Annotated in this window: 17 protein-coding genes and 1 pseudogene; 6 read left to right on the top strand and 12 right to left on the bottom strand. The window is 40.4% G+C overall.

Features of this window, described 5'->3' with window-relative positions; all coding sequences use genetic code 11:
• The first annotated feature begins 108 nt into the window (after positions 1-108).
• Positions 109-759, top strand: coding sequence for an L-fuculose-phosphate aldolase (locus tag ACJYYY_RS06110; protein WP_035312732.1), 651 nt, complete (start codon positions 109-111; stop codon positions 757-759).
• 60 nt (positions 760-819) lie between these two features.
• Here the strand turns inward: ACJYYY_RS06110 and ald are convergent, their stop codons facing one another.
• From ald to ACJYYY_RS06080, 6 genes and pseudogenes are all read right to left on the bottom strand, one after another.
• Entirely contained in the window at positions 820-1,932 is a 1,113-nt protein-coding gene (gene ald / locus ACJYYY_RS06105) for an alanine dehydrogenase (RefSeq protein ID WP_035312734.1), read from the bottom strand.
• Between the two features lie 14 nt (positions 1,933-1,946).
• The gene (locus ACJYYY_RS06100) at positions 1,947-3,311 is read right to left on the bottom strand and encodes an amino acid permease (RefSeq protein WP_408868713.1); all 1,365 of its coding nucleotides are present in this window, start codon (positions 3,309-3,311) and stop codon (positions 1,947-1,949) included.
• Between the two features lie 623 nt (positions 3,312-3,934).
• Positions 3,935-4,933, bottom strand: a pseudogene (locus ACJYYY_RS06095) (IS30 family transposase).
• Between the two features lie 44 nt (positions 4,934-4,977).
• Entirely contained in the window at positions 4,978-5,571 is a 594-nt protein-coding gene (locus ACJYYY_RS06090; protein ID WP_035312735.1) for a recombinase family protein, read from the bottom strand.
• A 253-nt stretch (positions 5,572-5,824) separates the two neighbouring features.
• The gene (locus tag ACJYYY_RS06085; protein ID WP_035312736.1) at positions 5,825-6,103 is read right to left on the bottom strand and encodes a hypothetical protein; all 279 of its coding nucleotides are present in this window, start codon (positions 6,101-6,103) and stop codon (positions 5,825-5,827) included.
• 293 nt (positions 6,104-6,396) lie between these two features.
• Complete coding sequence (locus ACJYYY_RS06080) at positions 6,397-6,894, bottom strand: hypothetical protein (RefSeq protein ID WP_408868712.1); 498 nt, start codon at positions 6,892-6,894, stop codon at positions 6,397-6,399.
• Positions 6,895-7,560: 666 nt separating this feature from the next.
• On the opposite strand from ACJYYY_RS06080, the gene ACJYYY_RS06075 reads away from it, so the two are divergent.
• Positions 7,561-9,021, top strand: coding sequence for a helix-turn-helix domain-containing protein (locus ACJYYY_RS06075; RefSeq protein WP_408868711.1), 1,461 nt, complete (start codon positions 7,561-7,563; stop codon positions 9,019-9,021).
• Between the two features lie 63 nt (positions 9,022-9,084).
• Here ACJYYY_RS06075 and ACJYYY_RS06070 read toward each other — a convergent pair whose 3' ends face one another.
• The 4 genes from ACJYYY_RS06070 to ACJYYY_RS06055 form a co-directional block, all read right to left on the bottom strand.
• On the bottom strand, positions 9,085-9,792 hold the full coding sequence (locus ACJYYY_RS06070) for a transaldolase (protein ID WP_035312740.1): 708 nt from the start codon (positions 9,790-9,792) through the stop codon (positions 9,085-9,087).
• Between the two features lie 182 nt (positions 9,793-9,974).
• On the bottom strand, positions 9,975-11,000 hold the full coding sequence (locus tag ACJYYY_RS06065; protein ID WP_408868710.1) for a DNA glycosylase AlkZ-like family protein: 1,026 nt from the start codon (positions 10,998-11,000) through the stop codon (positions 9,975-9,977).
• A 149-nt stretch (positions 11,001-11,149) separates the two neighbouring features.
• Positions 11,150-11,698, bottom strand: a complete 549-nt coding sequence (locus ACJYYY_RS06060; protein WP_035312742.1) for a cysteine hydrolase family protein — start codon at positions 11,696-11,698, stop codon at positions 11,150-11,152.
• A gap of 3 nt (positions 11,699-11,701) precedes the next feature.
• The gene (locus tag ACJYYY_RS06055) at positions 11,702-13,168 is read right to left on the bottom strand and encodes a PLP-dependent aminotransferase family protein (RefSeq protein WP_051456748.1); all 1,467 of its coding nucleotides are present in this window, start codon (positions 13,166-13,168) and stop codon (positions 11,702-11,704) included.
• Positions 13,169-13,329: 161 nt separating this feature from the next.
• On the opposite strand from ACJYYY_RS06055, the gene pdxS reads away from it, so the two are divergent.
• Together pdxS and pdxT are read left to right on the top strand one after the other, a co-directional pair.
• Positions 13,330-14,217 (top strand): pyridoxal 5'-phosphate synthase lyase subunit PdxS, encoded by an 888-nt coding sequence (pdxS, locus tag ACJYYY_RS06050; protein WP_035312743.1) that lies wholly within the window; start codon positions 13,330-13,332, stop codon positions 14,215-14,217.
• Positions 14,218-14,781, top strand: coding sequence for a pyridoxal 5'-phosphate synthase glutaminase subunit PdxT (gene pdxT / locus ACJYYY_RS06045; protein ID WP_035312744.1), 564 nt, complete (start codon positions 14,218-14,220; stop codon positions 14,779-14,781).
• Between the two features lie 97 nt (positions 14,782-14,878).
• On the opposite strand, the gene mutL is transcribed toward pdxT, so the two are convergent.
• Positions 14,879-16,720: a DNA mismatch repair endonuclease MutL gene (gene mutL / locus ACJYYY_RS06040; RefSeq protein ID WP_035312745.1), complete on the bottom strand. Its 1,842-nt coding sequence runs from the start codon at positions 16,718-16,720 to the stop codon at positions 14,879-14,881.
• Between the two features lie 238 nt (positions 16,721-16,958).
• Here mutL and ACJYYY_RS06035 point away from each other — a divergent pair, with 238 nt between their 5' ends.
• Together ACJYYY_RS06035 and ACJYYY_RS06030 are read left to right on the top strand one after the other, a co-directional pair.
• Positions 16,959-17,816: an MFS transporter gene (locus tag ACJYYY_RS06035; RefSeq protein ID WP_035312746.1), complete on the top strand. Its 858-nt coding sequence runs from the start codon at positions 16,959-16,961 to the stop codon at positions 17,814-17,816.
• A 24-nt stretch (positions 17,817-17,840) separates the two neighbouring features.
• A complete protein-coding gene (locus ACJYYY_RS06030; RefSeq protein ID WP_035312747.1) occupies positions 17,841-18,143 on the top strand; it encodes a hypothetical protein in 303 nt (100 codons plus the stop codon).
• Positions 18,144-18,224: 81 nt separating this feature from the next.
• On the opposite strand, the gene mutS is transcribed toward ACJYYY_RS06030, so the two are convergent.
• Entirely contained in the window at positions 18,225-20,834 is a 2,610-nt protein-coding gene (gene mutS / locus ACJYYY_RS06025; RefSeq protein ID WP_408868709.1) for a DNA mismatch repair protein MutS, read from the bottom strand.
• Between the last annotated feature and the right edge of the window lie 10 nt (positions 20,835-20,844).

The raw sequence follows: 20,844 nt of genomic DNA, 5'->3' as shown, positions 1-20,844 counted from the left end.
GTGACAACTTTTAGACCATCTCATATTGATATGCCTGCGGTTGTCATTGCGGGTCTCAGTTTAATTATTATGACTCTAACTTCATTTTAAGAGAGAGGGGATTACGAGATGAAATTACTAAAAGAACGGTCGGATATTGTCAACTATTGCAAACAAATGAGGCGCACAGGCTTAACAAAGGGAACTGGAGGAAATATTAGCATTTTCAACCGTCAAAGTAACTTAATCGCCATTAGCCCCAGTGGGGTTGCATATGAACGGATGACGCCGATTGATGTTGTCATTGTTGACATAGATGGTAACGTCATCGAAGGTATTCGCCAACCATCGAGCGAAATTGCCATGCATCTGATGTGCTACACTCGTCCGAACATTACCAGTGTCGTTCATACACACTCAACTCACTGCATGGTACTCGCTGCGTTACAATGGGAATTGCCAGCCATACATTATTTGCAAGCTTTAGCAGGTGGACCCACTGTCCGTTGTGCACCGTATGAAACTTATGGCAGTGTTGGTTTAGCACAGACTGCTAAAGAGGCCATCGCTGATCGTTATGCTTGCTTGTTAGCCAATCATGGCCTCTTAACAATCGGTCACTCAATTGAAGCTGCTTTTTCGTTAGCTACGCAAATTGAGCAGCTTGCAGAAGTGTATTTAAAGGCCAAACAAGCAGGTGAACCGCAGCTCCTTGATGAGGCAGAAATCAAACGTTTATTGGTGAAATTTGAAACGTATGGTCAAAAGCGATTCTATTAAAGCAGGCTAACGAAAGAAAGACACCCTCCGCATCCGGAGGGTGTCTTTCTTTCGTTACGTTTATAACAAGGTCATTGGTGCCACATAAGACATATTTAAGTCGGTCGCTACAGCTTCATATGTGATGTGACCTGACATCGCGTTTAAACCTTTTAAAATTGCCGGTTCTTTTGTCATCGATTGTGTCACACCCCTATTCGCAATTCTTACTGCGTAAGGGATTGTGACATTCGTCAATGCATATGTAGCTGTTTGAGCAACAGCCCCAGGCATATTAGCAACGGCATAATGAACGATTCCGTGTTTCACATAGGTTGGTTGGTCATGCGTTGTGATATGGTCTGATGTCGCAAAAATCCCACCTTGATCAATCGCAATATCGACTAACACAGAACCTGGAGACATCGCTTTCACCATTTCTTCTGATACTAGTTTTGGTGCCTTTGCACCTGGGATTAATACTGCGCCAATCACTAAATCAGCTTCGGATACGGCCGCTGCTAAGTGATAAGGATCCGAAATTAACGTTGAAATCGTATTGCCAAATTGATCATCGAGTTGTGCTAAACGCTTAGCGCTAATGTCTAAGATTGTTACTTGTGCACCCATCCCGATTGCAATCCGTGCAGCATTTGTTCCGGCAGAACCACCACCAACAATGACGACTTTAGCTCGTCTTACCCCCGGTACACCAGCTAAAAGAATTCCTTTACCACCATGAGGGTTTTCGAGGAATTGTGCACCGATTTGAATCGACATCCGCCCAGCAATTTCACTCATCGGTACGAGTAATGGCAATGAATTATCAGGCAATTGAATTGTTTCGTATGCAATCGCAGTTACTTTTTTATCAACTAAGGCACCAGCTAAAGCAGGCTCTGCCGCAAGGTGTAAGTATGTGAATAAGATTAAACCTTCATAAAAATAACCATATTCAGCCGCCAATGGTTCTTTAACCTTGATAACCATTTCTGCCTGCCAAACTTCTGCAGCGGTCACTACGATGGTGGCACCAGCATCGCTAAATTGCTGATCGGTAATGTGCGAACCAAGACCTGCTTTTGTTTCAATAATCACATGATGGCCATTTTTGACAAAATTAGCAACACCAGCAGGGGTAATACCGACACGATTTTCATTGTTTTTAATTTCTTTAGGAATTCCGATAATCATTTTATAACACTCCTCTAAACTGTTTTTTTATGTGCAAAGCGATAAATTAAGAACAGAATGACGAACCAGAGGGACCCGCAAATGATTGAAATGCGCGTATCAGGTGCAACTGCTAACATAATGATAACGCCGATGAAGAACAAAATAATTAGCACCGGCATAAAGCTAGCCCCAGGCATTTTAAAAATACTTTTTTTAGCTAATGCCGCATGGTTTTTTCTGTAGCGAATAAAGGCAACAACTATCATTCCCCAAATGAAAACAAACAGCAGGGAAGAGATACTCGTTACAATCGTAAAGACAGTAATCGCATTTTTGATGAAATAATTAAGTAAGACCCCGATGAGTAATACCGCACTTGAGAAATATAAACTGATAGAAGGGATGTTACTCGCACTTAACTTATTAAAAATTTTTGGTGCTCGCTTATGCTTAGCTAACCCGTACAACATCCGACTCGTTGAAAAAATACCCGAGTTACATGATGAAGCCGCTGCGGTTAATACAACAAAGTTTATAATCGCAACTGCGGCAGGGATACCTGCATACATAAAGAGGGTAACAAAGGGACTCTTGTCAGGATCAATTTGATTCCAAGGCACAATCGACATAATAACGAAGAGGGCACCGACATAGAATAGAATGATACGTAGTGGAATTTGATTAATTGCTCGTGGAATCGTCTTTTCCGGATCCTTTGTTTCAGCAGCAGTAACCCCAATTAATTCGACACCGGCGAATGAAAATACAGCCATTTGAAAGGCGAGTAAGAAGCCTTTAAAGCCGGTCGGGAAGAAGCCCCCATGTTGCCACAAGTTACTAACAGAGGCAGTTGAAGTAGAAGTTGCTTGAAATTTATTCAAAATCAAGACAATACCGACGACTATTAAAGCTAAAATAGTGACGATTTTAATGATTGAGAACCAAAATTCAATTTCACCAAAGGCTTTAACTGTGAGAGAGTTTAAGGCAACTAAAAATAGCACACAGAGTAAAGCAGAAATCCAATTAGGAAAGTTGGGAAACCAATAACTGACGTAGGTTGCAACAGCTGTTATCTCAGCCATACCCGTTACAATCCAACATAGCCAGTATGTCCATCCTACAAAAAAACCAGCCCAAGGGCCAATGTATTCAGAGGCAATATCAGCAAACGAGTTAAATTCAGTGTTAGATAACAGTAGTTCACCTAAAGCGCGCATCATAAAAAAGATAACAATACCTACAATTAAATAAACGAGCAACAATGATGGACCTGCTAAATGAATTGTTTTACCTGCACCCAAAAATAACCCGGTTCCAATTGCCCCGCCAATTGCAATTAATTGCACATGACGGTTCGAAAGATTACGTTCTAGTTTTTGCGGACTTTCTGTCATAAAAAGTATCAACTCCTCCTGTTATTGGAAACGCTTTCAACACCTTTAATGCTAACTGTTTTATGACTGTAATACAACAGTTATATAGTACCTAATTTAATTGCATCTGACGATATTTAATGATGGTTGCTGTATCTTATAGACCAGTTGTGGTCTATAAGGCCTAACATTTTATATCTTTTATTATATAATCTAGAATTGTGTTTACTAAGAAAACGTTTGTTGTAGAAAATAATACCATAAGTATTTTATTGAATTGATTAATTGCGTTATCACCACTAATGATTCAATCGAACAACAATAGTTGAAGCATTAACAACAAAAGCGTGAAAGGTTGAATTAGCGATAAAAAGACCATTAAAATGAACGAATGAGAGATTCTCCCATAATAATCAAACATTCTAGTTTACATAATATATATTATCGGAAGTTGTTTCAGAGGGGCAGATGTCAAGATTAATTGCAACACATTATTATTGCTAATAGATTTAAGGTTAAATCGCTCTTTTCCTATGTTACTGCACGAAAATTAGAGTCACTTTTCAAACACAGTTTCTCTTTTAGATATTTATGAAAAAAATATAGTCCAACTAAAATTCTACAGGAATTATACTTTCAATAGCTTATCTTAGTTTCAAACATTCTCTATCAAACCGAAAAATTGCAGATTTCCATTTCAATGTTTTTCTTGGTCGTGTATTAATTGATTTAACCGACTCATCTAGTTGATTTTGGGACACTTTATTAAAACCTGTCGGTTTTGGATAATATTCTCTTAATAACCCATTGTGATACTCATTAGCGCCTCTTTCATGTGGTGAATAAGGATTAGCATAATAAATTTTGATACCAAAACTACTCTCAATTAAATGAACATTAAATTGATGAACAAATTCTACACCACGATCACATGTAATGGATTGACTGTTCCTTTAGGATAACGCTGAATTAATTCTTTCATACATAGCATTCAACATACTAAAACTATCTTGTTTAAGTATTTTTATAGCAACATACTGTCGTGTCTTACGCTCAATAAATGTAGCTATACAATGAGTAACACCTCGTCTAGAAAGAACGGTATCGGCTTCCCAGTGTCCGAATTCTGTTCTATTCGTACAGCGCTTAGGTCGGTCTTGTATCGAATGATTAAGATAAAATGAAGAATCAGGTCGTTTTAATAATTTCCCAGTACTTTTACGTTTATAACGTTTACCTTTTAATCTTAACTTCTTGATTTCAAAGGCAATAATCTTATTATAAATCCAATTATAGATACTATTACGACATACCTTTACACCCTTCACAGCATTCGCTATTTGCTCTGGAGACCATTTCATCTCTAAATGTTTGGTGATTAAATGAATCATCTTTGCAGATGCTTTAGTTACTGTTCCACAGTTCTTTTTGCGAAGCATTGCAACATTATTAGCACTGGTTGCTCGATAAGGTAATGAAGCTAAGCTATTATTGATTCTTTTGGGAGAGTTACGTTTAAGTTCTCTAAAAATTGTCGAACGATGTCTATTCAATCTCTTAGCAATTTCAGTTTGAGAAATACCATCATATAGCCATGCTTCTATTTTACCGCGTTCTTCTGCGCTCAAATGTTCATAAGACATAGGAAACCTCCTTTTATTTGCATAAAAAGTAACAGAATCTATTACTACTCTTTTGTATATAATAGAGTAGCAGCATTTAATTTTTGGAGCTTAATTTTATTAAGTTCTCTGTAGAGAGTTCCTTGAGAAATTTTTGAAGCTTCTGTAATCTCCTTGACCGAATAGTCACCACTATTATACAGTCGCATAGCCATATTTAATTTACTACGTTCTACTTTTGGTCGTCCAATAGCAGTACCACGACGACGACTTGCTGCAATACCTTCTTTAACACGTTCTGCTAATAGGTTTCGTTCTAGTTCAGCAATCACACTCATCATTTGAAGCATTGCTTTACCTGTAGATGTTGATGTATCTATATTTTCTTTTAAAGAAATAAATGCAATTTTATCGTGGTCTAATTGCTGAATAAACAATAGTATATCCAATGTATTTCTACCTAATCTTGAAATACTTTCTACAACAACTGTATCTTTGGGACGAATTGTCTGGAGCAATTGATCCATGCCTGGTCTTTGCTTTTTTGTTCCAGTATATTTTTCATGAATTATTTTTTCAACGCCATAGTCATTTAATTGATTGATCTGGCGATCTAAATTTTGTTCATCTTTAGATACTCGTGCATAACCAATAATCATAATTATCCTCCTTACTGAGTTTAAGTTAATTATCCTAATTTCCTTTTCTTTTTGCAAGAGATTTAGTATAAAGATATTTATAATGATTTATTGTAATTTGATAAGCCTGTTATACTAACCTTCTGATTTCTCTAAACAGTCGTTACATAAACCTTAGGTTTTGGTAATTATTGAAAACAACAAAGCGAACTTATCTATTTAGATAAGTTCGCTTTGTTGTTTTCATTATAACGTCTAAGAATGTTTTGTATATTTAGAAGATAGTTCCAAATTCGATCTCGTCACTATGATTTGTAAATAATTCTTTAAGAGTGATACCATAAATTTTAGCCATTTCAACAAACTTGTTGATATCGTGTGTGTAATCACTCAAGTCTTCTGTATCCAATATTAAAGCTCTGCCATGTTTATTAGAGTTGATAATAAAATACTCATTATGTTTATATGTGAATTCAATTTCACGTCCAGTCTCTAAAAGCTCCATAAGTGTTTCAAATGTTGGCTTGTATTCGTAAGAATCATATTTTGTCATTGTATTACCTCCTTGGTTAGTGTCCTGAACGACTTTTCCCCGTCCAATAGTGTCTGTGTGGAAATTTAACATGTTTCTGGTGTTTCCCTAATGAATGACGATAGTCAATGTCCATCGAGGCATTCCCTTTACCGTCATAATATCTTCGTTGTTTTGTTCCCTTACTATCAATTAAATCTTTAGAAGAGTAAGGTTTCCCTGTTCTTGATAAGTTACTTTTAACTTTCCTCCATTTTTGATTAGTATGTCTATTTTTAACTTTAATACCCTTTTTCTTGGCAGTATTATAGAGTTTAGCAGGTGTATTTTTCACACTCTTTTTTTTTCTTAGCAGGCTTTTTCCCTTTTTTAGAAAAGTATTTTTTTATCGTTTTATATGCCCAATGTCCGGCACCAATAGTAACACCACCAATAGCGATAGCACCTGTAGCAGCTAAAGCTACTTGACCAACTCCAGGTATAAAATAGATAGCCGCAGCTGGAGCAAATCTTTTTTGTCTCCCATTACTACTGGTTCCATTTATTTCCTTTGATGTCTCTAAGAGAGCAATGAGTTGAGAAGCCGTATATGATTTCCCTTGAATAATCAATTCATCGGTTGTTAATTTAATCTCTGGATGTGTTTCTTTTTCATCATAACGAACATTAGTACCGTCTTCGATATCCCATAGCGAAACAGTAGTGTTACTTTCTGTTGTAGATGCTGAAACAGATTTTTCAGGAATAATAGTACTCAATCCCGTAAATAACGCCATGGTTGTAATGACTGACATTTTAAATAGCTTGTTCATAGACACCATCCTTATATTTGAATTAATCACTAGTAATTAATTCAAATATAACAAATGAAAAATAAGTTGCCTACTTACATTTTTGTCACCAATATCTTTTAATAATAAACATTCCTTTAGTTTCATAAAGGTAACAATACACTCGAATTAGAGTGTGATTATTTTTCTGTTCAAACAATAATACAGCCTACTTTGTTGCACTTTATTATGACATCTAGGAGTTGTTTCAGAGAGATGAATAGATGTAATTAGATCCTTTGGTCTCCTGTTGCTATGAACTTACCATGTTTTTTCGATTTTTGCATGAACTTACAGCTGCCTTTTCAAACATATGTGGGGACTTGTACTCTATTGTGATATATATATTATACTTAAAAAAATTGTTCCAAAATGATATGATAACTATATTACATGTCAGGAGGTTTTTTGATGAGTTCTAATGCTAAACTATTTATTAAAATATTAATATGGGTACTTTTGTTTTTTGCAATTATTTTAACGCCATTACTCATTGCGATTAACTATTCCGCCTAAGGTTTTTGACTCATTTTTCATAATTTTCTCTTTTATATGTTATATGTGATAATTCTATTTCTTTTTTTTCTATATAATTATAATTAGATTTTAGAGTTATATTTATACGATAATTATTGGGGGGCTCTTTTTATGAAACGGATGTTAGATAAAGAACAATTAATTAAATATAATTTACTAACGTATTTAGAAAAAAATAAAAGCGTTAGTTATGAAGAACTTGAAGATGAGTTGCATCTATCTCGTAAAACTTTAAAAAAATACCTTTTACTTCTTATAGATGATTTAAACGAATTTGAGTCCAATGCATTTATATATCCTTCACTTCACAACGTGACTTTTAAATATGGCTTTGAGTTTTCTGCTCAAGAATTAATGAGCAGGTTTATTGTCTCTTCTCTTAGGTATAAAATTTTAGAATATGCGCTATATCACTCTAATAATAATAAGCTTAATTTTATCCAAAAAGAAAACATTAGTGAATCGACCTATTACCGTCTTTTAAAAGATGTGAATGATACAATCTTAACTAGCTTTAAAATCAAGATTAATTCTAATTTGACCTTGATTGGTGACGAGCATCAAATTCGCTATTTTTACTATACTCTATACAATGAAATTAATCTTAAAGAGACATTCGAGATAGACTTTCACTATTATGACGAGTTGAGTCCCCTTCTATCTCTTTTAGAGAATACGTTTAATGTGAGCTTGGCAGCGATTAACAAGGAACAATTTCAAGTGCTCTATCACATTTGCAAAACACGTAATTTCCAAGGGCATAAAATGACGATTACTATCGAAATGAAAAAAATCACTAGAAATAATAGGATTTTAGAACTTGTTCTAGAAAAAACAGAACATTATTTCGAACATCTTATCGGAGAAACTTGGAAAGAAGATTTAACATTTTTTTATATCATTTCAAATAGCTTTCCTTTATTCAATGATACGCCTAAGATGATGAAGTTGGCCTATGATGAACATATCCGCTCGAAAAACATTTTGTACCGTTATATTGAACAGTTTACACACTCTTTAAAAAAACAGTTGCCACAACTAGAATTAAATGAACAACTAGAAGGGAAAATCATTCAATTTTATTGTCGTATCTTAGTATTCGATGGCTATCTAATTACCGAAACGGGGCCGTTATATTTGAAGTATTTTAAGAAACATCGTCCTTATTACTTGGCAGTGCTCGAAGAGGTCTTTCAAGAATTAATCGATTTTTATAAAACAGACAATGACCTCCTCTTTATTGTATTCCACAGTTTGATGATTGATAACACGCTTGACTATTCAAAGGTAATGCCTCATACAACCATAGCCATTGAATCAGGAGCTGATCCGGTATTGGTCAATTTTTATACACGACAAATTCGCTATCAAATTAGCGATGATTATCATGTAATCATTAGCCCATATCATATCGATAAAACGTATGATATCGTCTTATCTGATCAATTTAACAATCACCCGAATGCAACCTTCACCTATCGTATTCGGATTTTTCCAGATGCTGAACAAGGACAGCGAATAAAGGGAATTATCAAAGAACTTAACGTTCGAAAAATTGATGGTTCTTTATAAACGAAAAAACCTTAACAACAGCCTCAATTAAGAGGGATAGCTGTTGTTAAGGTTTTTTTACGTTTATAAAATTGAATATCCTAACGTTTTAATATCGTTATTAAAGCCAATCACCGTATCTAATGATACTTGATTTAGGTCTTTGCCAATGTCTTTGATTTTCCCAATGATGGCAGGTGGCACGGTAATGATATCAACACCAAGCTCCTTCGCTTGAATAATATTAAATAACTCACGGGTACTGGCCCATAATAACTCTGCCCCCGGTTTTTCTTTGCAAATTGCTAATGATTTAATCATTAGATCAGTTGGATCGACACCCACATCTGCTACTCGACCAGCGAAGACCGAGACAATATTTTTAGTGCCTGGTGTCAATGCATCAACGGTTGCACGTACTTGTTCTAATGTTAATAAAGCGGTGACATTAAGACTAACACCCTCTGCTGATAATTTTTCAATCAGTGGAATCGCTGACTCCCCTTTTGTATTCGTAATCGGAATTTTCACATATACATTATCGCCAAATGTTGCTATTTTACGTGCTTCTTGTTCCATTGTTTCAAAATCATCCGCAAATACTTCGAATGATAGAGGCATATCTGGAATAGCGGCTACCGCAGCTTTGGCAAACTCATTATAATCACTAATGCCCGCTTTTTTCATCAAGCTTGGGTTCGTTGTAAAACCACTTACTTCTTTTGCTTCATAAGAAGCAACCATTTTATCTAACTCTGCCCCATCTGCAAACACTTTAATTCCCTCAATCATTGTAATTCCTCCTTGGATAATGTATTGAGTTCGGCGACTGCTAGTTATCGTAACAAATCGAGGAACTCGTGTAGAAAGAGCCAGCTACTGTTTAGACGTTGTATTGTTTTTCCTACAATCTAATCATAATGAAAGCGCTTTAAAAAATCAAGTTTTTAAACCGCGCTTATTAACCCGATTTATCAGGCGCTAATCGTTCTCCCTAAATGATAGGCTATTCGTTCACTTTGCTGATTGATTTCCTTAGTCAACGCTTGCGAAATGGCAACATAATAAGTTGTTTTCGTTTCGATTTTTTTTGTTTTTAGATTATACGTGTATCTTTTTGTACCTACGATATTGCCGTTAACGAGACAGAAACAGTCGTTGGAGCATCCGCTGTGAGGCTGTATATCTGTCAGCGGTACAATCGTAACACACATTGCTGGATTATAAGGTCGCTTCAGTTGCTCATAAAGTGACGTATGGACATAGCGGACGCCCTCCCCTGTTAACTCCACAAGTCGGAGTACCCGTTCCTTTATAAGTGTTGCTACATATTTTTGGGTTAAAAGCGGGTTGAGCCCAAAGTATGCTGGGATGGTTGAAAGTGTTAATGCACCGTTTCGTAAAAATGTTTCTTTTATCAAAAAGTGATAGGCATCTTTTATGAGTTGTTCATTACTTTGAAAATGTTTTACAGTGGTCAAGCGATAGCGCAATGTTTGTGCGTGGGGGTGGAATTGGTGCAGATAACCGCTTCGTATGAGGGTTTCTAGTGTTTGTTGCAACGGAAACCGATGACCGGTAATGGGATAGCGTTGATGGATAATTGTTTGGATCGCAGTTAAATCCATCGTTGGCTGCTGTTGGAATAATTGTTTAATAATACGTGTTTCTTGGGCGTTTAACTGTGCTAGGTTATTTTGAGCGAAGGCGGTTTTGAAGGGAATTAAATAAGACGCGTGGGCTTGACTAAAAATAAAACTACCAGAGGACATCGTATAGTCAAACACGAGCTGTTGCTCGTATAAGCGATATAACTGCTCCGGACGATACTTGGGTAGTCGATTTAATAAAAATAGCTGTTCCTGTTGTAACACACCACCCATCTTTGTTCTTTTCAACGGATGTGCGTTTAAATACTGCTTAACCGTTTGTGTGGATTGGGGGCAATATAACTGGCGAAACAACGCTTGGCGTAGTTGTTGACGTGTAAGCTTTAGCATTGCAATCAACCTCCTTTGAACTATTAGCTAATTACAGTTAACAATAGTATAGCAAAAAACAGGCTCTTTTACGATTGATTTAAAAAACACTCGCGCATTGTGAACGGGTGTTTTCGGTTTTAAACGTATCTATTTGCGATTTTAATTGACTAACGAACTTCCGCACCTAAACTATTTTTAAAATGATTTAGCGCCCACTGATGCCCTGTTTGGTTGAAACTAGCAACGCCCGCTTCATGAATCACCAATTTGTAACCTAGATTATAGGCTGAAACGGCTGTATGCAGCACACAGATATCGGTACACACACCAACCAAATGCAATTCACGGATGTTACGCGCTCTCAAATAAAGATCAAGTGTCGTTCCTACAAAGGCACTATAACGTGTTTTATCAAGCCATGTGACCGTTGCGTTCAATCGATGAGCCTCGTACCAGTTTTTGATCGACCGATATAAGTCTCTTCCCGCCGTCCCGTTGATATTATGGGCGGGAAAAAGTGTCGCTTCAGGATGATAGTCATCGTGCTCTATGTGACTATCCACTGCCATGATAATATCATCACGATTAACGGCAAAGGTTTCAAGGAGGTTGAGAATTGTTTCTTCAATCTCCTGTCCGGGTTGTCCGCAGGTTAAGGCGCCATCGTTCGCAACGAAGTCATTCGTATAATCGATGACGAGTAATGCTTTGTTCATTATTTAGCCTCCGTCTCTTAGTGTCTCTTGCCCTTCTATTATAGCAGAAGACGACGCTCTCATGGCAAAGAATGCCTGCTTTAAGCGCCTCACCGCTTCAGCATTATCACTTGTTTCTTGATTGATAACACTAAGACGGGCTTCAGTTGCTGCACCACCGAAGAGTGTTCCTGGCATCAACAATACCCCTGACTGTAACAAGCGATGATATTGTGCAGGTTTCGTACAAAAGCGCTGCTTCACCCATAAGTGGTAGCCGCCTTGAGTTGGGTTGAACGCGATTGTGTTTCCGAACTGTTCACGTAACTGCGTTTGAAACTGTTGCTGTGCCTCCTGCATCGTCAATGCTAACGTCTGCAAGTGATTTGCAAACGTCGGACTACTCATGAGATGATGCGCCATTACTTGTGGCAAGATACCGAGGCCAAATTCCATTTCACTCCGGGCTGTCGCTAACCGGTGAATGACTGTAGGTGGTGCGCAAAGCCATCCAATCCGCGTCGTCGAACCAGCTGTTTTCGATAATGAACCGATATAAATAACATTTTCAGGCGCCAACTGATAGAGCGGTGCTTGTTCCGGTGTTAATAGACCATATGGATCATCTTCCACAATCGGAATGTGTAACTGGCTACACGTTTTTACGAGCGCTTCTCTCCCCTGTTGTGACAAAATATTTCCGGTCGGATTTTGGTACATCGGATTAACGAATACCATCTTAATGCGATGCTTTTTATAGAGAGCCTCGAGCTGTGGTTGCCAATTATGACACTGTGCCATCGGTAACGGATAAATGCGGATGCCAGCTCCTTTAAACAAGGCTAACGAATATAAATATGATGGTGCTTCGACCGCAATCGCATCGCCAGGACTCAACAAACATTGGGTGATTAAATACAGTGCCTGCTGAGACCCTGACGTAATTAACAATTGTTCCGGCTTGACTGGCTGTGTTGATCGGATAGCAAACAAATTTGCTATCAAAGCTTTTAGCGGGGCATAGCCAGTGGGGTCGGCCTGTTGTTCCTCAGCGATTATCGTTGGCCACGACAATGGTGGTAGATCAATATGAGGTGTTAAGCGCAATGGTAAATCACCTGATGCAAAGTCAGTCACTTGCTTGTTCGTTTGTTTTTGAAGGCGCAGTTGCTCAAAGTATGGTTCTATCGGTAAGAACTGGCTCTGTTGCATGTAATGCCGCCAATTGGTCTGTGGCTGGTACATCTGCGGACTGAGGGCGGACGAAAGATAATAACCACTGCCGTGGCGTGCTGTTATCATCCCATGGGCAACTAACTCGGAAAAGGCTCGTTTCACCGTTGAACGATTGACATTGAGTTCTATTGCTAGCCCACGTTCAGTCGGGAGACGTTCTCCTGGTTGTAATGCACCTTGCTGTAACTTTTGCTCAATCAGTTGCATGATTTGTTGGTACTTTGGTAAGTGTGATGACGATTCTAATTGCCACATCGTTTAGCCCCTCCCACCTTGCATGAATATCACTACCTTAGCATACGCAACTGACAGATTCAATCCCAAAAGTGGGTGGTTCAATTGGACTGTAATTGGTTGTTGCTGTTTGGGGATGCTTCGCTATCATTAAGGGTAACACAATTAAAGGAGGCTATAACATGACAAAGACAATTGGTTCAGTAACGGTTAAGCGAGGAATGGCACAGATGCAAAAAGGCGGTGTCATTATGGATGTCATCAATGCCGAGCAAGCCCGGATTGCCGAACAAGCAGGCGCAGTTGCGGTAATGGCATTGGAACGCGTTCCCTCTGATATTCGGGCAGCCGGTGGTGTCGCACGGATGGCAGACCCAGGCATTGTAGCCGAAGTTATGGCGGCGGTCTCTATTCCCGTCATGGCAAAAGCGCGGATTGGACATAGCGCGGAAGCTCATGTTCTTGAAGCACTCGGAGTGGATTACATCGATGAATCCGAGGTGCTAACTCCTGCTGACGAAGAATACCACCTCTTGAAAACGGACTACACAGTGCCATTCGTTTGCGGTTGTCGTAATTTAGGTGAAGCCTTGCGACGGATTGGTGAAGGGGCTTCAATGTTACGAACGAAAGGCGAACCCGGAACCGGCAACATCGTCGAAGCTGTACGTCATCTTCGTCAACTTCACAAAGAAATGGCGACGCTAACGACCTTACCAGCTGATGAACTGATGGTCTTTGCTCGTGATATTGCTGCTCCTTATGAGTTAGTTCAAGCCATTCATGCGACGGGAAAACTGCCTGTTGTTAACTTTGCCGCCGGAGGTGTAGCTACTCCAGCCGATGCCGCCTTAATGATGTCACTTGGCGCGGATGGTGTTTTTGTTGGTTCCGGTATTTTTAAATCAGAAAACCCACTCCAGTTTGCCACAGCAATCGTACAAGCAACGACGCATTATACGGATTATCCCCTCATCGCTGAACTGTCGAAAAACTTAGGTGAACCGCTAAAAGGGATTGATATCCGTCAGCTCGCTGCTGCAGACCGCATGCAAGAAAGAGGCGTCTAAATGAAACGGATAGGCGTACTCGCCTTACAAGGAGCAGTGAGTGAACACCTTAGCCAGATTGACCATTTAGGTCATCAGCCCATCGCTGTGACTAAACCAGATCAACTCGCACACATTGATGCTCTGATTCTCCCTGGAGGCGAAAGCACGACGATTTACCATTTGCTTGAAACGAGAGGATTCATGCCCGTTGTAACACAGTGGCTCAAACAGCAACGGCCTGTGTTTGCCACCTGTGCAGGAATGATTATCTTAAGCCGCTTCAGCGCTAGCCAACTCGAGGCTAAGGTCGTTCGGAATGGTTTTGGTCGTCAAATTGCTAGCTTTGAAACAAAGGTGACCTTACAGCTAGGCAACGGTGAACGAACAGTCCCAGCGGTCTTTATCCGAGCGCCTTATTATGAAACAGTTGGTCCCGACGTACAGATTATGGCTCGCTATGATGATAAAATTGTCGCGATTGAGACGACTCATCTTATCGCCTGTGCCTTTCACCCAGAATTAACACCCGATACACAACTCCTCGCTTATTTTATCGACACAAAAGTTTCAGCTTTATCCTAATTAAAGAGCAACGCCTAGACATACTCGTCTTTGGCGTTGCTTTTGTGTGTGTTCAATTAAATTGCTAATGTAAGCGAGGGGTAAGCCTGCTTGTTGCTTACATAATCCGCTTAAACATTTTCTCCATCTCGTACACGGAGTATTTAATGACGACCGGACGTCCATGTGGGCAAGTAAAGGGATCATCGGCATAACGGAGGTCGTCAAGCAGTCGTTGCATATCTTCTGTGTTTAAATAATGGTTCGCTTTTATCGACTTTTTACAGCTCATCATAATCGCTGTTTTCTCACGAAACTTGGCAACATCGACCTTCGGATGAGCAAGCGCATCTTCAACGATGTCCCTAATAATCTCCTCAACGTCATCACTTGGGAACCACGTTGGGTATGAGCGCACGACAAAGCTCCCTTGGCCAAACGCCTCAATCTCAATGCCAATCTCACGAATTCGAGGGAGCACCTCTTGGAGACGGACCGCTTCATCCATCGGATAGTCGAGCACGAGCGGGATTAACAAACTTTGAGCAGTATGTGCCACTTCGCCAATTTTGACGCGGAAGTAATCGTACTTCATCCGTTCTTGGGCCGCATGCTGATCAATAATAAACAAACCTTCTTCGTTTTGAGCAAGGATGTATGTTGCATGCATCTGCCCAATCGGGTAAAGTTTTGCCATCCGTGGCGCACGTAATGTTGCGGCTGTTGCCCCCTGTTCAGTCACGTCTGTTTCAATTGGTTCATCGCCATATTGAATTGTTTGTTCTAAAAGAGCGTTTAAGTCATCGGTCAGCGGTTTTTCTTGCGATAATGGTTCCTCATGTAATGGTGCCATTGCTAGTCCTTCTGGCTGATACTGACGGGTTGTACCGCTAATCGCATCAAAATTAAAGCGCGCTTGATCATTGACAGGTTTAACCTGTGATTGTTGCTTGCTCTCTGGACCAGCTGGTATTAATCGTTCTGTCTTAAAGAGGTCTTTAATCGCACGACTAATTACTTGCCCGAGCTCTTTTTCTTTGCTTAAACGCACTTCTAGCTTCGAAGGATGCACATTAACATCAACAATTAACGGGTCCATCTCAATTTGCAAGACTGCAATCGGATAGCGTCCAATCGGTAACAGCGTATGGTAACCCTCTTGTATCGCTTTATGGAGCGCATAATTTTTGATATAGCGTCCATTGACGATTGTTGATATGTACTGACGTGAGGCCCGGCTGATTTCCGGCAACACGAGATAGCCTTGAATGTCAAAATCGTTCGTACTAATTTTAAGCGGCTTAGCTTTTTGGGCAATTGCTAACCCATAGATTTGCGAGATGACCTGTTTTAAATTGCCGTTACCAACCGTCCGAATGATGGACTTGCCATCATTGACGAGTCGAAATGAAATCGTCGGATGCGACAAAGCAAGGCGGTTGATTATATCAGTAATATGACCAAGCTCTGTCGGTAGGCTCTTAATGTATTTCAAACGAGCGGGTGTATTATAAAACAAGTTTGCCACCTTGATTTCTGTACCTTTACGCGCTGAGGCCGATTCATGAACTTCCTCAACACCACCTTTGATGACAACATGTGTGCCAACTGCACCAGTTGAAGTCGTTAACTCAAGTTCAGCAACCGAGGCAATACTCGGTAAGGCCTCACCTCTAAAACCAAGCGTACCAATCCGAAACAAGTCGGCTTTCGTACGAATTTTACTCGTCGCATGCCGAGAAAAAGCGAGCGAGACGTCGTCGGCTTCAATGCCATTACCGTTATCAATTATGGTGATGCATTTGAGCCCCGCTTCTTCGATTAAAACATCGATTACGCTCGCGTGGGCATCAATCGCATTTTCAACGAGCTCTTTAACGACCGATGCCGGTCGCTCAACCACTTCTCCAGCTGCTATTTGATTAGATAGTATATCTGGTAATTGTTCGATACGATTCATTCGTTGTTCCCCCTTGAGACACAATTCTTTCTTTTAGAATAAGCTCTTTTATTGATTTGTGCAAGTGAGTGTAGTGAACAACGATGAAATTAAAGACACAAAAAAGCAAACGTTGCTTTTTTATCACCTCCACACATTTCTGACATATTAATCCTATAACTTCTATTGTAATTGGTAAATAAAGAAACTTAAATTTCCCAACAATTATTTATATACTAAAAAGAAAGAAGGAATCAACATGCAATGGCGTTTCCCTGCGTATGCCAAAATGATTTACCTCTATTTAGCCATTTCTTTCAGTGTGACCTTACTCCGTTTTGCGGCCCTCCCCTTTTTATTGCTCTTTTTACTCAACACACAGCGCTATACGACCACCGAGGTTGCGTTCTTATTGATGTTGTCACCACTCGTACAACTGTGCGTGATTTTATTTTCAGCCAATGTGATTGATCATCTCTCCGTCCGTTGGGCCACAATCGTAGCCCTTCTATTCCCCATGTGCGGTTATCTTCTCGTTGTGCAAGTTCATTCCTATCAGTTGCTAATTTTCGCCCTTGTACTCGCTGGCATTGGGTGGGCGATTTACAATCCGTTAGTGATGGCCACTTTAACGAAGTACGCCACCGACGAGCAATTGAACGATGTGATGGGCCTCCATTATTGGGTTGCCTGTATCGCAAGTGCCTTAGGCCCGTTGCTTGGGGTCATCCTTGGTGCCGGTTCATCCGCCTTACCGTTTTATTGTTTCAGCCTCGGATTACTCATTTTAGCCGTGATTGTACGGATTGCCGTGCCCGCTACGAAGAGCACAGCAACTGACGAAAAACGACGGTTACAATTTTTCAGCGATATGCGTACCAATTTAACCGATAAGGCAGCCCGGTACTTATTTGGTGTCTTCTTCTTCACAGCTTTTATTGGTGTACAGTTTGAATCAAGTTTCGCCCTTCATCTTAAACAGTTGTTTGGTGCTGCTGCCGTGGCACAATTAGCCGTTTTTTTAACAACCATGACCTTAACGACGGTTTGCTTACAACCGCTCTTTATCATGTGGCTCAAAAAAGTGAGTACCACCCGACTGCTATTGTTAGATTAGCTCCTGTATGCCTGCGGAATCGCCTTGTTTTATTGGAGCAATCGTTCTTTTGCCGTCATCATCGTCGGGATTGTCTTAGCTCTAGCGGCCCTTTTAGGCACTCCCCGTTTGCTAAGTCTCAATGCGCGCTTAGGTCCACCCGAACTAAAAACAAGCTACTTTGCCTTTACGACGTTGGCAGCTCAGCTCGCCTTTTTTGTCGGTCCGGTCGTCGGCCTCAGTATTTATCAATATCAGACTGCGCTGCTGTTTTATGTCTTAATTGGCTGCGCCTTACTCTATGGCCTGTGTGCCATCAAAAGTCAAACCGAATCGACGCGGCTCTAACTATACGTAAAAACAGTACCAACTCATGAGAGAAGGTACTGTTCAGCTTGTAGACAGCGTCAACATAAACGCCAAGGTGTTCTACTTAAACTCTTTTTGCAATTGATACAATGCCATCATTGCTTCCATCGGTGTCATCGTCAATAAATCGAGACCATTGATTTTAGCGCGTAGCTTCGCTTCTATCGGTGGAGTTGGTTCAGGTTGTGGTTCCGTCACGCTAAAGAACGACAGCTGCGTTTCATCTTCAACATAAAGTGGGGCTTTTTCAGCCAATGGTATGGCAGTTGGAGCTGCTGAAGGTGTGACAAGTTGATCCTTTTGTTCAAGCTCATGTAAAATCGTATCCGCCCGCTCGATTAAGGTGGTCGGTAAATTTGCTAACCGCGCCACATGAATACCATAACTTTGATCAGCAGGGCCTTCTTCTATTTTATGCAAGAACACAACCTTACCCGCTTCTTCGATTGCTGCTACGTGCACGTTATACAGTGCTGCTAACCGATCAGAAAGGGCTGTTAGTTCATGGTAATGTGTTGAAAAGAGCGTTTTAGCATGGACGTGCTCATCGATGTATTCAATCATCGCTTGAGCCAAGGCCATCCCGTCATAGGTTGCTGTGCCTCGTCCAATCTCATCGAACAAAATCAAACTGTCAGCCGTTGCGTTTTGAATCGCATTATTGGCTTCAAGCATTTCGACCATAAAGGTACTTTGGCCTGAGATTAAATCATCGGCCGCCCCTATTCGCGTAAAGACTTGGTCAAAAATCGGTAACACAGCCGCCGTGGCTGGCACTTGGCAACCAACCTGAGCTAAAATGGCCATTAAAGCGATTTGGCGCATATACGTACTCTTACCAGACATGTTAGGTCCGGTAATCAATAACAGTTGGCGCTCATTGTTCATTAAACAGTCATTGGCGACATAACTTTGATGACCTAATACCTTCTCAACGACAGGGTGCCGACCCGCTTCAACATGCATTTCACGATTGTTTGAAAAAGTCGGTCGCACAAATTGCTGTGCCTCGCTGACCGTTGCAAAACTTTGAAGCACATCGATTTCACTTATACCCTTCGCTAAGGCTTGTAACGGTTCGATAAAGGCTTTCACCGTTTCACGCAGTTCAACAAATAAACTGTACTCCAAGGCGAGACTCTTTTCTTCCGCCTCCAAAATAATCCGTTCCTTTTCTTTCAGTTCGGGTGTAATAAAACGTTCGGCGTTCGATAACGTCTGTTTGCGTTCATAGCGTTCCTCGGGGACATTTGCCAAATGGGAGCGTGTAATTTCGATGTAGTAACCAAACACACGGTTATACCCAATCTTTAGGTTTTTGATGCCGGTTACTTCACGTTCTTGCTGCTCGAGGGCAGCGAGCCATGATTTACCATTATGCATCGCGTCTTGATAGACATCGAGTGTCTCGTTATACCCTTGACGTATCATGCCACCGTCTTTAATCGTTACCGGTGGCGTGTCAACGACCGCTTGCTCGAGTAAATCGCGTAAGTCGGCCACTGGGTCAAGCTGTTCTCCGAGCTGTTGCAAGTTCGCATCTGCCATTTTAGCGAGGACCGCTTTAATAGCTGGGACTTGTTGCAACGATTGACGTAATTGTACCAAATCGCGCGCATTAACATTGCCATAAGCAACCCGCCCACTGAGGCGTTCGAGGTCATACACTTGTTTTAAAGCTGTTTGCAATTCTTGACGTTCAAAGAAGAACTGAATGAAAGCAGCGACATTATCTTGGCGTTGCTCAATTTTAGCTCGGTCAATCAGTGGACGATCAAGCCATTGTTTTAACATTCGCCCGCCCATTGCTGTCTCAGTTTCATCAAGTAACCAGAGTAAGGTCCCTTGACGTCCTTTACCGCGGATTGAATCGGTAATTTCGAGGTTGCGTTTCGAATAATAATCAATCTTCATGAAGCGGTTCAGCTCATAATGCGTCGCCGGTTGCAAATGACTCAAATCACGCTTTTGTGTTTCATCCAAATAACTTAACAGCCGTGAAACTGCCTGCAGTTCAACATCGTTAATTGTTTCGCCAAATAATTTATGGTGCGATGTACCACAGGTGACACTATCATTATGTGAAATCATCGCGTTTAACTGGAGACGAATTTGTTCAAGGAGACCTTCGTCGGTTGACCGTGCGACAATGACTTCAGTCGCATGTATCGTACTCAACTCATTCAATAGCTTTTGGTCGTCCACTTCAAAATAAGTTGTTGCCATTTCACCTGTCGATAAATCACAATAAGCTAGGCCGTACTGATTAGAAGGATGGTGCACGATCGCAGCTAAATAATTATTTTCTTTTTCATTAAGACCGTTGCGGGCCATTAACGTCCCTTGCGAGATAACTTGAACAACCTCACGCTTAACCATCCCTTTTGTTAGCTTCGGATCTTCCACCTGTTCACATAAGGCGATTTTATAGCCTTTGTTGACCAAACGATCGATGTAACCTTGTACCGCATGGTAAGGCACACCACACATAGGGATTTTGCCCTGGTCACCACCATCACGTGCTGTTAACGTGATTTCTAACAATTGCGAAGCCTTCGTGGCATCCTCAAAGAACATCTCATAAAAGTCACCTAACCGGAAAAAAAGAAAGGCGTCTTGATGCTGCTCTTTTATTTTAAGATATTGTTGAATCATCGGTGTATATGCCATTTCTGTCCTC

The organism is Brochothrix campestris (assembly GCF_046058945.1).
Taxonomy (GTDB): Bacteria; Bacillota; Bacilli; order Lactobacillales; family Listeriaceae; genus Brochothrix; species Brochothrix campestris.
This window is presented reverse-complemented; position numbering and strand designations above follow the sequence as displayed.